This window comes from Streptomyces sioyaensis, assembly GCF_004122735.1.
GTDB classification, from domain to species: domain Bacteria; phylum Actinomycetota; class Actinomycetes; order Streptomycetales; family Streptomycetaceae; genus Streptomyces; species Streptomyces sioyaensis.
This window is the reverse complement of the sequence record NZ_SDIF01000029.1, coordinates 22,576-36,416: the sequence shown is the minus strand read 5'-3', so window position 1 is coordinate 36,416 and position 13,841 is coordinate 22,576. Positions and strand designations below refer to the sequence as shown.

Genomic DNA, 13,841 nt, shown 5'->3' with positions numbered 1-13,841 from the left:
GACTGCACCGGACGGGTCCGGGAGCGTTCACTGAGCCTCATCACATGAACGAGACATGAATCGCTCCATGGCGGCGAGAGCACCGCGTCCGCACCATGAGCACCGAGCGACCGATTTCGCAGCACATTCGTAGAATTCGTAGAAGAGGCCACCCCATGGACTTCCTTCGCCCCGCCAGCTGGGAGGAGGCGCTCGCCGCCAAGGCCGAGCACCCCACCGCTGTGCCCATCGCGGGCGGCACGGACGTGATGGTCGAGATCAACTTCGACCACCGCCGCCCGGAGTACCTGCTCGACCTGAACCGCATCGGTGAGCTGAACGAGTGGGAGGTCGGCGAGAGGACCGTCCGCCTGGGCGCCTCCGTGCCCTACACCCAGATCATGGAAAACCTGCGGGCCGAGCTCCCCGGCCTCGCCCTGGCCTCGCACACGGTGGCCTCCCCGCAGATCCGCAACCGCGGCGGCGTCGGCGGCAACCTCGGCACCGCCTCGCCGGCCGGTGACGCCCACCCCGCGCTGCTGGCCGCCGGCTGCGAGGTCGAGGTGGAGTCCGTACGCGGCCGCCGGATGATCCCGATCGACGACTTCTACACCGGCGTCAAGCGCAACGCGATGGCGCCCGACGAGCTGATCCGCTCGGTGCATCTGCCCAAGGCCGACGGCCCGCAGCAGTTCTCCAAGGTCGGCACCCGCAACGCCATGGTCATCGCGGTCTGCGCCTTCGGTATCGCGCTGCACCCCGAGACCCGGACGGTGCGCACCGGCATCGGCTCCGCCGCGCCCACCCCCGTCCGCGCCAAGGAGGCCGAGGCCTTCCTCACCGCGGCGCTGGAGGAGGGCGGCTTCTGGGACTCGGGCAGCCCTATTCCGCCGTCCGTCGCCAAGCAGTTCGCGCAGCTCGCCGCCGGCGCCTGCAACCCGATCGACGACGTGCGCGGCAGCGCCGCGTACCGCCGGCACGCGGTCGGCATCATGGCGCGCCGCACCCTCGGCTGGACCTGGGAGTCCTACCGCGGCAACGCCCACGGCTCAAAGGGAGGCGCACAGTGCGCGTGACATTCACCGTCAACGGCCGCCGGCAGGAGGCCGACGACGTATGGGAAGGCGAGAGCCTGCTGTACGTCCTCCGCGAGCGGATGGGGCTTCCGGGCTCCAAGAACGCCTGTGAGCAGGGCGAATGCGGGTCCTGCACGGTCCGTCTGGACGGCGTGCCGGTGTGTTCCTGCCTGGTCGCGGCCGGCCAGGTCGAGGGCCGCGAGGTGGTGACCGTCGAGGGCCTGGCGGACTTCGCCAAGCAGCGTGCGGAAGGGGGCGGCTGCGCCTCCGGTGTCTGTGGCACCAGCGTGGCCGAGGCCCAGCAGTGGCAGGCCCGGCCCGCCGGCTCGCAGGCCGGCGAGCAGGCCGAACTCTCCCCGATCCAGCAGGCATTCATCGACGCCGGTGCGGTCCAGTGCGGTTTTTGCACCCCGGGTCTGCTGGTCGCCGCCGATGAACTGCTGGAGCGCAACGGCTCCCCGTCGGACGCCGATATCCGCGAGGCGCTGTCGGGCAACCTGTGCCGCTGCACGGGCTACGAGAAGATCCTCGACGCGGTGCGGCTGGCGGCCGCCCGCGGCGACTCCCACACCGCCGGACAGGGGGCCTGATCGCCATGGCCGGTGTCACCCGCACCCCCACCAGCCTCGTCCAGGGCGGCAAGACCAGGGCCGGGATCGGCGAATCCACCCTGCGGCCGGACGGCACCCTCAAGGTGACCGGCGAATTCGCCTACTCCTCGGACATGTGGCACGAGGACATGCTGTGGGGCTTCACGCTGCGCAGCACCACCGCACACGCCGAGATCCGCTCGATCGACACCGCCGAGGCGCTGGCGACCCCCGGTGTGTACGCCGTGCTGACCTACGACGACCTGCCCACCGACGTGAAGAACTACGGCCTGGAGATCCAGGACACGCCGGTGCTCGCGCACGGCAAGGTGCGCCACCACGGCGAGCCGGTGGCGCTGGTCGCCGCCGACCACCCGGAGACCGCGCGCCGCGCCGCCGCCAAGATCAAGATCGAGTACTGCGAACTGCCGGTCGTCACCGACGAGGCCTCCGCCACCGCCGAGGGCGCACCGCTGGTCCACGAGAACCGCACCGACCACCACGCGGGCCATGTGCCGCACCCCAACATCGTGCACCGCCAGCCGATCATCCGCGGCAACGCGGACGAGGCCGCCAAGAAGGCCGATGTCATCGTCTCCGGCGAGTACGTCTTCGGCATGCAGGACCAGGCCTTCCTCGGCCCGGAGTCCGGCCTCGCGGTGCCCGGTGAGGACGGCGGCGTCGATCTGTACGTCGCCACCCAGTGGCTGCACTCCGACCTCCGCCAGATCGCCCCGGTCCTCGGCCTGCCCGAGGAGAAGGTGCGGATGACGCTCTCCGGCGTCGGGGGCGCCTTCGGCGGCCGCGAGGACCTGTCGATGCAGATCCACGCCTGCCTGCTGGCGCTGCGCACCGGCAAGCCCGTCAAGATCGTCTACAACCGGTTCGAGTCCTTCTTCGGCCACGTCCACCGGCACCCGGCCAGGCTCTGGTACGAGCACGGCGCCACCAAGGACGGCAAGCTCACCCACATGAAGTGCCGGATCGTGCTGGACGGCGGCGCCTACGCCTCCGCGTCCCCGGCCGTCGTCGGCAACGCCTCGTCCCTCTCGGTCGGCCCGTACGTCGTCGACGACGTCGACATCGAGGCCATCGCGCTGTACTCCAACAACCCGCCCTGCGGGGCGATGCGCGGCTTCGGCGCGGTCCAGGCGTGCTTCGCCTACGAGGCGCAGATGGACAAGCTCGCCGCGAAGCTGGGGCTGGACCCGGTCGAGTTCCGGCAGCGCAACGCCATGGAACAGGGCACGCTGCTGCCGACCGGACAGCAGGTCGACTCGCCCGCGCCGGTCGCCGAACTGCTGCGCCGGGTCAAGGCGATGCCGCTGCCGCCCGAGCAGCAGTGGCTGTCCGCCGGCGAGGGCGCCGATGTGCGCGCGCTGCCCGGCGGGCTGTCCAACACCACCCATGGCGAGGGCGTGGTCCGCGGGGTCGGCTATGCCGTCGGCATCAAGAACGTCGGCTTCTCCGAGGGCTTCGACGACTACTCCACCGCCCGGGTGCGGATGGAGGTCATCGGCGGCGAACCGGTCGCCACGGTCCACACCGCGATGGCGGAGGTCGGCCAGGGCGGCATCACCGTGCACGCCCAGATCGCCCGTACGGAACTGGGCGTCCAGCAGGTCAGCATCCAGCCCGCCGACACCCAGGTCGGCTCGGCCGGCTCCACCTCCGCCTCCCGGCAGACGTATGTGACCGGCGGCGCGGTGAAGCACACCTGCGAGGCGGTGCGCGAGAAGGTCCTGGCCACCGGCCGCGCCAAGTTCGGCACGTACCACCCCGCGTGGGCCACCGCCGAACTGCTGCTGGAGGGCGGCAAGGTCACCACCGACGGCGGAGAGGTCCTGGCCGATATCGCGGACGTCCTGGAGGACGAGGCGATCGACCTGGAGCTGGAGTGGCGGCACCGCCCGACCGAGGCGTTCGACCTGCGCACCGGCCAGGGCAACGGCCACGTCCAGTACTCCTTCGCCGCCCACCGCGCGGTGGTGGAGGTGGACACCGAGCTCGGCCTGGTCAAGGTCATCGAACTCGCCTGTGCGCAGGACGTCGGCAAGGCGCTCAACCCGCTGTCCGTCGTCGGCCAGATCCAGGGCGGCACCACCCAGGGCCTGGGCGTGGCCGTCATGGAGGAGATCATCGTCGACCCCAAGACCGCGAAGGTGCGCAACCCGTCCTTCACGGACTACCTCATCCCCACCATCCTCGACACGCCGACCATCCCGGTCGATGTGCTCGAACTCGCCGACGAGCACGCCCCTTACGGGCTGCGCGGCATCGGCGAGGCCCCCACCCTGTCGTCCACCCCGGCCGTCCTCGCGGCGATCCGGAACGCGACCGGGCTGGAGCTCAACAAGACGCCGGTGCGCCCCGAGCACCTCACCGGCACCTAGAGACCGTCCGGGGCCGGACCCCGGGCCCGGCTTCCGGGCGGTGCGCGCAGGAGGTCCTGCCGGTCCTCCTGCGCGTACCTTCCGCAGGCCCGCACCACGCAGTCACTGCTCCGCCCCGCACGGAGTCAGTACCCGTTCGTCTCGGGCCGTCCCCCGGGTCGTGCAGCCGTTGATCCATCCCAAATCTCGCATCCGATGCGAGGGCCCCTTTGAACCTTGGGAGCAAGGCACCATGACCCAGCAGTCCACCGAGCCGCGGACCACGGCGGAAGACGCGGGCTCCGGCTCGCGCCAGCCCGCCGGCCGGGACTGGCTCGACCGGTATTTCCACATATCCGACAGAGGATCGACCCTCGCGCGCGAGCTGCGCGGCGGCATCACCACCTTCATGGCGATGTGCTACATCCTCCTGCTCAACCCGCTGATCCTGTCGACCCCGGACGTCGAGAAGAACACCCTCGCGCACGCCGGCGTGGTCACCGCGACCGCGTTCGCCGCGGCCGTCTCCACCCTCCTGATGGGCTTCATCGGCAAGGTGCCGCTGGCCCTGGCGGCCGGCCTCAACGTCTCCGCCGCGCTGACCGCCCAGGTGGTCCCGCACATGACCTGGCCGCAGGCGATGGGCATGTGCGTGATCTACGGCGTCGTCATCTGTCTGCTGGTGGTCACCGGCCTCCGTGAGATGATCATGAACGCCATCCCGCTGGCGCTCAAGCACGCGATCACCATGGGCATCGGGACGTTCGTCGCGCTGCTCGGCCTGGTGAAGGCCGGTTTCGTGGGCAAGGGCGAGGGCGGCCCGGTCACCCTCGGTCTGACCGGGCAGCTCTCCGGCTGGCCGGTCCTGTTCTTCTGTGTCACGCTGTTGTTGATCTTCATCATGCAGGCACGCAAGGTGCCCGGTGCCATCCTCATCGGCATCGTGGCCGGCAGCGTCCTGGCCATCGCGGCCACCAGGATCGGCGGACTGACGGCCAAGGACTGGGGCGGTACGCCTCCGGAGCTGAGCGGCAGCGCGGTGGCGATGCCCGACTTCGGCCTCTTCGGCCATGTGGACTTCGGCGGCTGGGGTTCGATCGGCGCCCTCAGCGTGGGCATGATCGTCTTCACCCTGGTGCTGGCCGGCTTCTTCGACGCGATGGCCACCATCATCGGCGTCGGTACGGAAGCCGGGCTGGCCGACGACAAGGGCCGGATGCCGGGGCTGTCCAAGGCGCTGTTCGTGGACGGCGCGGGCGGGGCGATCGGCGGGGTGGCCGGTGCCTCCGGTCAGACCGTGTTCATCGAGTCGGCGAGCGGCGTCGGCGAGGGTGCCCGGACCGGCCTCTCGTCCGTCGTCACCGGTCTGCTCTTCGCGGCCTGCCTGTTCTTCACCCCGCTCACCCAGCTCGTACCGGCCCAGGTGGCCTCGGCCGCCCTCGTCGTCATCGGCTCGATGATGATGAGTGCCGCCGGGCACGTGGACTGGCGCGACCGTTCGGTGTCCGTCCCGGTCTTCCTGACCGTGGTGCTGATGCCGTTCACCTACAGCATCACCGCGGGTGTCGGCGCCGGCGTCATCGCCTACACCGTCATCAAGGCGGGGCAGGGCAAGTGGCGCGAGGTCGGCGGCTTCATGTGGGTGCTGTCCGCGATCTTCCTCGTCTACTTCTCGCTCCATCCGATCGAGCAGTGGCTGGGCGTCAAGTAACCGCCCCGCCCTCCCCCGTCCGTAAGGAGACCGACATGCTGGACATCGCCGACGAGCTGCACCGGTGGGTCGAGCAGGGCCGCGACGTCGCGGTGGCCACCGTGGTGGCCACCCACGGCAGCGCGCCCCGCCAGCCCGGAGCCGCCCTTGCCGTCGACAGCGCCGGCACGGCGATCGGGTCGGTCTCCGGCGGATGTGTGGAGGGGGCGGTGTACGAACTGTGCCAGGAGGCGCTCCGGACCGGCCGGCCGGTCCTGGAGCGCTTCGGGTACAGCGACGAGGATGCCTTCGCCGTGGGCCTGACCTGCGGCGGAATCATCGACATCCTCGTCGAGCCGATACGGGCCGCGGCCGTGCGCCCGGCCGGCGGCGGCCCGGCGGCGGGGGAGCCGGCGGACCGCACCGCGGGCACGCTCGCCGCCGGGCTGGCCGCCGCCGCCGCGGGGGAGGCGGCGGCCCTCGCCCGGGTCGTCCGGGGCCCCGACGGGTACCTCGGCCGGGCCCTGCTCGTCCGCCCCGACGGCAGCCATACCGGCACCCTCGGCGGCCACCCCGCCCTGGACCGCACCGCGCTGGCCGAGGCCCGCGCGCTGCTGGACGCCGGACGCACCACGACGGTCGCGATCGGCACGGGCGCTGCCGACGGCGCACCGCAGGGCGACGACGGGGCGCAGCCGGCGGGCTCGCGCTGCGGCGGGACCGTCGAGCTGCTCGTGGAATCCTCCGTCCCCGCACCCCGCATGATCGTCTTCGGGGCCATCGACTTCGCCGCCGCGCTGGTCAAGGTCGGAAAGCTCCTCAACTACCACGTCACGGTCTGCGACGCCCGTCCCGTCTTCGCCACCCGCGGCCGCTTCCCGGACGCCGACGAGATCGTCGTCGACTGGCCGCACCGCTACCTGGACTCCCAGGACCTCGACGCCCGCACGGTGCTGTGTGTGCTGACCCATGACGCCAAGTTCGACGTACCGCTGCTGGAGCGCGCGCTGCGGCTCCCGGTCGCCTACGTCGGGGCGATGGGCTCCCGCCGCACCCACCTGGACCGCCAGCGGCGCCTTCGCGAAGTCGGCCTGAGCGAGCTGGAGTTGAACCGGCTGCGCTCACCCATCGGCCTCGACCTCGGCGCGCGCACCCCGGAGGAGACCGCGCTGTCCATCGCCGCCGAGATCGTCGCCAACCGCCGCGGCGGCACCGGCGCACCGCTGACCGGCGCGCACACCCCCATCCACCACGACACGGCCCGGCCGGTCGGGCGGATCGGGTCGGTGGCCTGAGGGCGCGCAACGGGCAACGAGCAACGGGCAACGGGCGGCAGGCGAAGGGCGAGGCGTCCGCTGTCGCCGCCGCCCCGGTCCTCCTTTGCTGCCGTCCGCCCCGCTCGCTCCGCACCGCTTATTCCGCACCACTCGCTCCGCACCGCTCATTTCGGAGCGGCGCAGATCACACCGTGCCGGGACGGTATTCGGCCGAAAGAATGAGGGGCCCGCTGCGGGGATATGGCAGCATGGGGAAATGACGGCGCCCGTTGTGAGGGCGCCGGGGTATGTCCGCGCGAGCAAGGAGGTGATCGGGATGAGTCCCGAAGGAAGTCCTTGCCGCAGCGTTGCAGCGTACTGAACTGCTGCCTATCTCCGAGCCGTTGACGGCGTGCCCCTAGGGGCTCCGTGCCGGCTTTGCGGTATGCCTTCACCCTGAGACCGGGGCGCTTCCGGCTGTGTCCGGCCGCCCATGGTCCCCCTTTTTCGAGTTTCTTCGAGTTTTCGCATTCTTCGCGCGAAGGCCATGCCGGCCTGCCCGAAAACAGCCGGCCGTCTTCCGGCCCGGAACGCCGAATTGCGTGCGCATGCCTTGTGCCGTGCCATGCGCCGGCGTCGCGTATTCCGGTCCGCCGGTGTGCCCTTCTGCGCGGAAGGAGGTTTTGTCATGACCAATCTGCTCACCCCTCAAAAGCTCGCTCCGCCGGGCCGCCGTCTTCGGCGGGAGCGGCAGGCGGCCGAATCGGCGGCCCGTACCCGGCACGTCGCCGATCAGCTGGCCGAGGCGAGCGGCCGCCCCGCCGCCCAGGTCCTGCAGGATCTGCAGAGCACCCCCGCCGGGCTGTCCTACGGCCTGGCCCAGCACCGGCTGGAGCGCGACGGCGCCAACGTCCTCACCCCGAGGTCCGCCCCGCGCTGGTACGCCCAGCTCGCCAAGGCCTTCTGGAACCCCTTCATCCTTGTGCTGGCGGTGCTGGTCACCGTCATGTTCGTGCAGTGGCTGCAGGTCGCCGACGAGGAGCCGTTCGACCCGAAGATCGCGATCCTGGGCGCGATGGTGCTGATCAGCGTGGGGCTGCGGTTCTGGCAGGAGTACCGCTCCAACAGCGCCGCCGCCGCGTTGCAGGCCCTGGTCACCACGACCACCGCCGTACAGCGGCTGGCCGGCAACGGACGGCTGCCCACCACCATCGAGATCCCGATGGACGGCGTGGTCAAGGGCGACCTCATCAAGCTGGCGGCCGGCGATCTCGTCCCCGCCGACCTGCGGCTGCTGACTGCCAAGGACCTGATGGTCAGCCAGGCCGCGCTGTCCGGTGAGTCGCTGCCGGTGGCCAAGGCCGACACCCGCTTCCCCGACGACGGGCAGCGGCTGACCAGCGACCCGATCGAGGCCGACAACCTCGTCCTGGCCGGCACCTCGGTGACCTCCGGCACCGCGACCGGCGTGGTCGTCGCCACCGGCCCGTACACCTACTTCGGCTCCATGGCGGACGCGTTGACCGGCGAGCGTCCGCAGACCGGCTTCGACACCGGGGTGAAGAAGGTCAGCCTGCTGCTGATCCGCTTCATGCTGGTGATGGTCCCCGTCGTCTTCCTGATCAACGGTGTGACCAAGGGCGACTGGGCCGAGGCCTTCACCTTCGCGGTGGCCGTCGCCGTCGGCCTCACGCCCGAGATGCTGCCGATGGTCGTCACCACCAACCTGGCGCGCGGCGCGGTGGCGCTGTCCCGCCGCAAGGTCGTCGTCAAGCGCCTGAACGCGATTCAGAACCTGGGCGCCATGGACGTGCTGTGCACGGACAAGACCGGCACCCTCACCGAGGACCGGATCGTCCTGGACAGCTACCTCGACATCCACGGCGAGCCGGACGACGAGGTCCTGGAGTACGCCTACCTCAACAGCCACTTCCAGACGGGGCTGCGCAACCTGCTGGACCAGGCCGTCATCGACCGCATGCACGAGGCCGAGGAGGTTGTCGTCGACGCCCGCTTCACGCTGGTCGACGAGATCCCCTTCGACTTCGCACGGCGGCGGATGTCGGTGGTACTGCGCCGCAACGACGCGGACGGACCGGCCGGCGAGCACATCCTGATCACCAAGGGCGCGGTCGAGGAAGTGCTCGACAGGTGCAGCCATCTGACCGGCGGCGGACGCCGCGCCGAGCTGACCGACACCCTGCGCCGGCAGGTCCTGCACACCGCGGCGTACCACCAGCGGCAGGGCATGCGGGTGCTGGCCGTGGCCACCCGCACCCTGCCCGGCGGCCCCGACGGCGGGCAGGAGGCCCGTACCGCCTACGGTGTCGCGGACGAGACCGGGCTGACCCTGATCGGCTTCCTGGCGTTCCTCGACCCGCCGAAGCAGGACGCCGCCCGGGCGCTGGGGGCACTCGCCGACAGCGGTATCGCGGTCAAGGTCATCACCGGCGACAACGAGCTGGTCGCCGCCCGGGTCTGCGCCGATGTGGGCCTGGAGGTCGGCACCGTGGTCACCGGCGCCGAGCTCGACGGCCTCGACGACGGGCAACTGCGCACACTCACCCGCACCACCACGGTGTTCGCCAAGGCCGACCCCACCCAGAAGGCCCGGATCGTGCGGGCCCTGCAAGCCGACGGGCATACCGTCGGATTCCTCGGCGACGGCATCAACGACGCCGCCGCGCTGCGCGACGCGGACGTCGGGATCTCGGTGGACACCGCGGTCGACATCGCCAAGGAGTCCGCCGACATCATCCTGCTGGAGAAGGACCTGATGGTCCTGGAGCAGGGGGTGCTGCGCGGCCGGCTGACCTTCGGCAACACCATCAAGTACCTCAAGATGACGGCCTCCTCGAACTTCGGGAACGTCTTCTCGGTGCTGGCCGCGTCCGCGTTCCTCCCCTTCCAGCCGATGCTGGCCATGCAGTTGCTCGTACAGAACCTCCTGTACGACATCTCCCAGCTGGCCACGCCGTGGGACCGGATGGACCGCGACTACCTGCGCACCCCGCGCACCTGGGACGCCCGGGGCATCGGGCGCTTCATGCTCGTCCTCGGGCCGACCAGCTCGGTCTTCGACATCACCACGTTCGTGCTGATGTGGCACGTCTTCGGGGCCAACAGCGAGGTGCACCAAGCGCTGTTCCAGTCCGGCTGGTTCGTCGAGGGCCTGCTGACCCAGACGCTGGTCGTCCACATGCTGCGCACCCGGCGGATCCCCTTCGTGCAGTCGCGGGCGACCCTCCCGGTGATGGTGATGACGGCGGCGGTGACGGCGATCGGCCTATGCCTGCCGTTCTCGCCGCTGGCCGGTGTGCTCGGGATGCAGGCGCTGCCGATGGCCTACTTCCCGTGGCTGGTCGCGACGCTGGCGGCGTACTGCCTGCTCACCCAGGGCGTGAAGACCTGGTACATCCGCCGGTTCGGCAGCTGGCTGTAACACCACCGGGGGCCCGGGGACGCCGGCCCGGCGTGCGCAATAACGGGATGAGGATCCCGGCGCGCCGGGTTAGCGTCCCCGGGTGACCCACGACGACACCCGCACCGCCCCCCACCTCGGGGACATCCCCGAAGAGGACCTCGACCAGGCCCTGGACCTGGTCTACCTCGCGTTCCATCTGACGCTCCCCGACAAGACCCGCACCTACCACCGCCAACTGCTGCGGGAGAGCACGCGCATCGGCGCCCGGCACGAGGGACGGCTGACCGGGGTGGCCGGCGCCCACCGCCTCACCCTCTCCGTCCCGGGCGGTCAACTCCCCTGCGCAGCCCTCGACTTCGTGTCCGTGGCACCCACCCACCGGCGCCGCGGGGTGCTGACGTCGATGATCGACGAGCTGTGGCGCCGCTGCGCCGCCGACGGTCAGCCGCTGGCTTGCCTGTGGGCCTCCGAGAGCGCCATCTACGGCCGCTTCGGCTTCGCCGCGGCCACCGAGGCGTACCGCGTGGAGATCGACTCCTCCCGGCCGCTCGCGCTGCGGGTCGCGGCCGACCGCCGTCCGCTGCGGCTGATCGACCCGGCCGCGGCACCCGCCCTGCTCGCCGCCCGCTACGACGCGAGCCTGGCCGACCGCGCGGGCCGGTTCACCCGCGACGAGACCTGGTGGCGCAGGCAGGTGCTGGACCTCGACGGCGCCCGCAGTGGCGACGACCGAGACGGCTTCGGAGTGGTGCGCGTGGTGGTGCTCGGCGCGGACGGCGAGACGCCCGGCGGCTACGCGGTCTACCGCACCCGCTCCGCGAACGACAGCCGCCCCGGCGCGGTCGCGGTGGAGGAGCTGGAGGCGCAGTCCGCGCCGGCCGCCGCCGCCCTGTGGTCCTACCTCGCCGCCATCGACCTCACCTCGACCGTCCGGATCCACGCCCGACCCGCCGACGACCTGCTGTTCAGCCTCGCCGCCGACCGCGACCAGGTACGCGTCACCGGCCAGGAACCCTGTCTGTGGCTCCGGCTCGTGGACGTCCGCGCCGCGCTGACCGCCCGTTCCTGGGCGGCGCCGGTCGACCTCGTTCTCGACCTGAGCGACCGTGCGCTGCCCGCCAACGCGGGCCGCTTCCGGCTGACCGCCACACCCGCCGGTGCCACCTGGACGCCGACCACGGACGACCCGGATCTCACCCTGGACGTACGGGAGTTGAGCGCCGTCTACCTGGGCGGCACTCCGCTCCGGCGCGCCGCGCACGCCGGTCTGGTCACCGAACACACCCCGGGGGCGGTCCGCCGGCTGGACGCCGCCCTGGAGACCGAGTGGCTGCCCTTCACGGCGGACAACGACTGAGCTGAACGCCACCTCGGCCCTGGCCGCCCCGTTCCCGATGTCAGAGGCCGCTCAACTGGACACGGCCCACCAGCCTCACCGCACGTCCGCAGCGGTGGAGAACGAAGTCGTCCGCATGCGACTCTTGCTCACCACCTCAAACACCGCCTAGACGGCAATGCCGTACAGGGATGCCGCGTTGGCCGACGAGAACTGCTTGCGTTCCGCGTCTGACGAGAAGTGCTTCAGGAAGGCATCGATTTCTTCTCTGGTTGGCTGTTGGAACGGGTAGTCGGTCGAGAAGATCAACCGGTCGACGGAGGTGACGGACAGGGCGTGCTGCAGGAACGCCGGATTGAGCATGCCGGAGGTAGTGATATATGAGTTCGACCGGACGTAGTCCGATATGGATCGCTCCAACCCGGCGATACGGGAAAGGCTGTCAGCTCGGTCGAGCCAGAAGAGCAGCATCTCTCCCCAGTGGCCGAGCACAACTTGAAGGTCGGGATGACGGTCGAACGTTCCTCGTAGCATCAGCCGGAGTACCGCAATTGCGGCGTCCAGGTGCCACCCCCACCCGAAAGTGGCGAGGGCGAGGTCGGTCATGCGGTCGAATCCGCGAAATGAGGCGTCTCGGACTGCGGTCGAGGGCAGCTGCGGATGGATGAACACGGGCTGGCCGAGTTCTGATGCGGCGCAGAAGAAGTCGTCATAGGCGGGGTCGTCGAGGAACAGGTCGCCCGATCGGCCATAGACCATGGTGCCTACGTGCCCCATGCCCGCAGCTCTTTCCAGCTCGCCCCCGACGTCCTTCGGTGACGACATGGGGAGAGTGGACAGCGATCGAAAGCGGGTCGGGTGCCGGGCGACGGCCGCTGCAGCCATATCGTTCGCGGCGCGGCTCAGAGCCAGTGCCTCCCTGGGCGGCAGCGGCTGGACTCCCGGCGGTGTCAGGGCGAGGACGGACACGTCGATTCCCTGAGCATCCATGGCCGCGATGCGGCCGGCCCCGAGGTCCTCCAGACGTTCCTGGTTGTCGCCCATCTCGTTGAAGGCAAGGCTTTCGTCAGGCTGCAACACAGCTCGGAGGCCGGACGTCACGTCCGGCATGATCCAGTGTTCTTCGATGGCGATGAGCGGCACAGCCGTCAATCCTTTGCATTCGCCTGCGTGTTGGCCACGTCAGGCGCGGGTGATGGGGCGTTCCGTGTGAGGAGACCGCTTGCGGTGCCTGCTGGTCGTCAGGCCACCCGCAAGGGTCGCTCGGTGGGGCTTACCAGGGCACTGTCCGGCCCGAGCGGTCCAGATACGCCAGGCCAGGAGTGCCCAGTTTGGACAGCAGGACGTCCACCAGAAGCGGGGCGCTCTCTTCGACGGTGAACGGCGCGTCGGGCCCCCCGAGCGCGGTGCGGATCCAGCCCGGTGCCAGGAGGGCGAAGCCGCGCTGTGTCCCCGCCTGCCGGATCGCGAAGCTGCGCATAAACATGTTCAAGGCCGCTTTGCTTCCCCGGTAGACCTCACGGCCTGCGGTCGTGTTGTTCGTGATGCTGCCCTGCCCGGACGACATCGCTCCGATGAGGCCGGTGTGGGACACCAGGTCTTCGAGCGTCTCGATGACGCGTATGGGGCCGAGAGCGTTGGTGACCATCACCTCGACGAAATCGTCTGTCGCCACCTTGCCGATGGGTGTCTGCTCATTATTCGTGGTGCCGGCGTTGACGAAGAGCAGATCGAGCTGGCGTTCCGCAAGACGCTCGTGCAGGGGCGCAAGGTGGTCGGGCTCGTTGATGTCGAGATGCTCGATGGTGACGCGCCCCTCGGCCCGGTCGGCGAGATCGTGCAGGGGCGTTTGCGCAGAGGTGTCGCGGACCGTGCCGATGACGTTCCATCCTCGGCCGAGGAATTCAGCCGCCATCGCGTGGCCGAGGCCGCGCGAGGCCCCGACGATGAGGGCGGTCGACATGTGCTGCCCTGTGTCAGTCGATGACATGGAGCGTCATCTCCGTTCCTTTACGTCGCAAGCTCACTTCGTGCGTCCTCGACCGAGACCGCCTTGGGGCGACACCGGAATACGCACTGCTGTGGCTCTTCATCGGTACGGAACAAGTCTGCTTGCCG

9 protein-coding genes are annotated in these 13,841 nt (G+C 70.3%); 7 read left to right on the top strand and 2 right to left on the bottom strand.

The genetic code is table 11. The features are described 5' to 3' along the window. The first annotated feature begins 155 nt into the window (after positions 1 to 155). The 7 genes from EST54_RS13220 (at position 156) to EST54_RS13190 (ending at position 11,744) form a co-directional block, all read left to right on the top strand. On the top strand, positions 156 to 1,055 hold the full coding sequence (locus tag EST54_RS13220) for an FAD binding domain-containing protein (protein ID WP_129247801.1): 900 nt from the start codon (positions 156 to 158) through the stop codon (positions 1,053 to 1,055). Beyond that, complete coding sequence (locus tag EST54_RS13215; RefSeq protein WP_129247800.1) at positions 1,046 to 1,645, top strand: (2Fe-2S)-binding protein; 600 nt, start codon at positions 1,046 to 1,048, stop codon at positions 1,643 to 1,645. The genes EST54_RS13220 and EST54_RS13215 overlap by 10 nt, the downstream gene beginning before the upstream one ends. A 5-nt stretch (positions 1,646 to 1,650) precedes the next feature. Further along, a complete protein-coding gene (locus EST54_RS13210; protein ID WP_129247799.1) occupies positions 1,651 to 4,038 on the top strand; it encodes a xanthine dehydrogenase family protein molybdopterin-binding subunit in 2,388 nt (795 codons plus the stop codon). Between the two features lie 232 nt (positions 4,039 to 4,270). Next, on the top strand, positions 4,271 to 5,728 hold the full coding sequence (locus EST54_RS13205; RefSeq protein ID WP_129247798.1) for an NCS2 family permease: 1,458 nt from the start codon (positions 4,271 to 4,273) through the stop codon (positions 5,726 to 5,728). Between the two features lie 35 nt (positions 5,729 to 5,763). Then, on the top strand, positions 5,764 to 7,002 hold the full coding sequence (locus tag EST54_RS13200; RefSeq protein WP_129247797.1) for an XdhC family protein: 1,239 nt from the start codon (positions 5,764 to 5,766) through the stop codon (positions 7,000 to 7,002). Positions 7,003 to 7,651: 649 nt separating this feature from the next. Beyond that, a complete protein-coding gene (gene mgtA / locus EST54_RS13195) occupies positions 7,652 to 10,405 on the top strand; it encodes a magnesium-translocating P-type ATPase (protein ID WP_129247796.1) in 2,754 nt (917 codons plus the stop codon). An 82-nt stretch (positions 10,406 to 10,487) separates the two neighbouring features. Next, entirely contained in the window at positions 10,488 to 11,744 is a 1,257-nt protein-coding gene (locus EST54_RS13190) for a GNAT family N-acetyltransferase (protein ID WP_129247795.1), read from the top strand. Between the two features lie 147 nt (positions 11,745 to 11,891). On the opposite strand, the gene EST54_RS13185 is transcribed toward EST54_RS13190, so the two are convergent. Together EST54_RS13185 and EST54_RS13180 are read right to left on the bottom strand one after the other, a co-directional pair. Next, positions 11,892 to 12,866 carry an amidohydrolase family protein gene (locus tag EST54_RS13185; protein ID WP_129247794.1) on the bottom strand — a complete coding sequence of 325 codons (975 nt, stop codon included), beginning with the start codon at positions 12,864 to 12,866 and terminating at the stop codon, positions 11,892 to 11,894. Between the two features lie 130 nt (positions 12,867 to 12,996). Continuing rightward, positions 12,997 to 13,713, bottom strand: a complete 717-nt coding sequence (locus EST54_RS13180; protein WP_129247793.1) for an SDR family NAD(P)-dependent oxidoreductase — start codon at positions 13,711 to 13,713, stop codon at positions 12,997 to 12,999. Positions 13,714 to 13,841 lie beyond the last annotated feature (128 nt).

What these genes read in the sequence shown, in the direction of transcription:
- EST54_RS13220 (WP_129247801.1), top strand. Translation starts at nt 156, where the DNA reads ATGGACTTCCTTCGCCCCGCCAGCTGGGAGGAGGCGCTCGCCGCCAAG.
- EST54_RS13210 (WP_129247799.1), top strand. Translation starts at nt 1,651, where the DNA reads ATGGCCGGTGTCACCCGCACCCCCACCAGCCTCGTCCAGGGCGGCAAG.
- EST54_RS13205 (WP_129247798.1), top strand. Translation starts at nt 4,271, where the DNA reads ATGACCCAGCAGTCCACCGAGCCGCGGACCACGGCGGAAGACGCGGGC.
- EST54_RS13200 (WP_129247797.1), top strand. Translation starts at nt 5,764, where the DNA reads ATGCTGGACATCGCCGACGAGCTGCACCGGTGGGTCGAGCAGGGCCGC.
- mgtA (WP_129247796.1), top strand. Translation starts at nt 7,652, where the DNA reads ATGACCAATCTGCTCACCCCTCAAAAGCTCGCTCCGCCGGGCCGCCGT.
- EST54_RS13180 (WP_129247793.1), bottom strand. Translation starts at nt 13,713, where the DNA reads ATGTCATCGACTGACACAGGGCAGCACATGTCGACCGCCCTCATCGTC.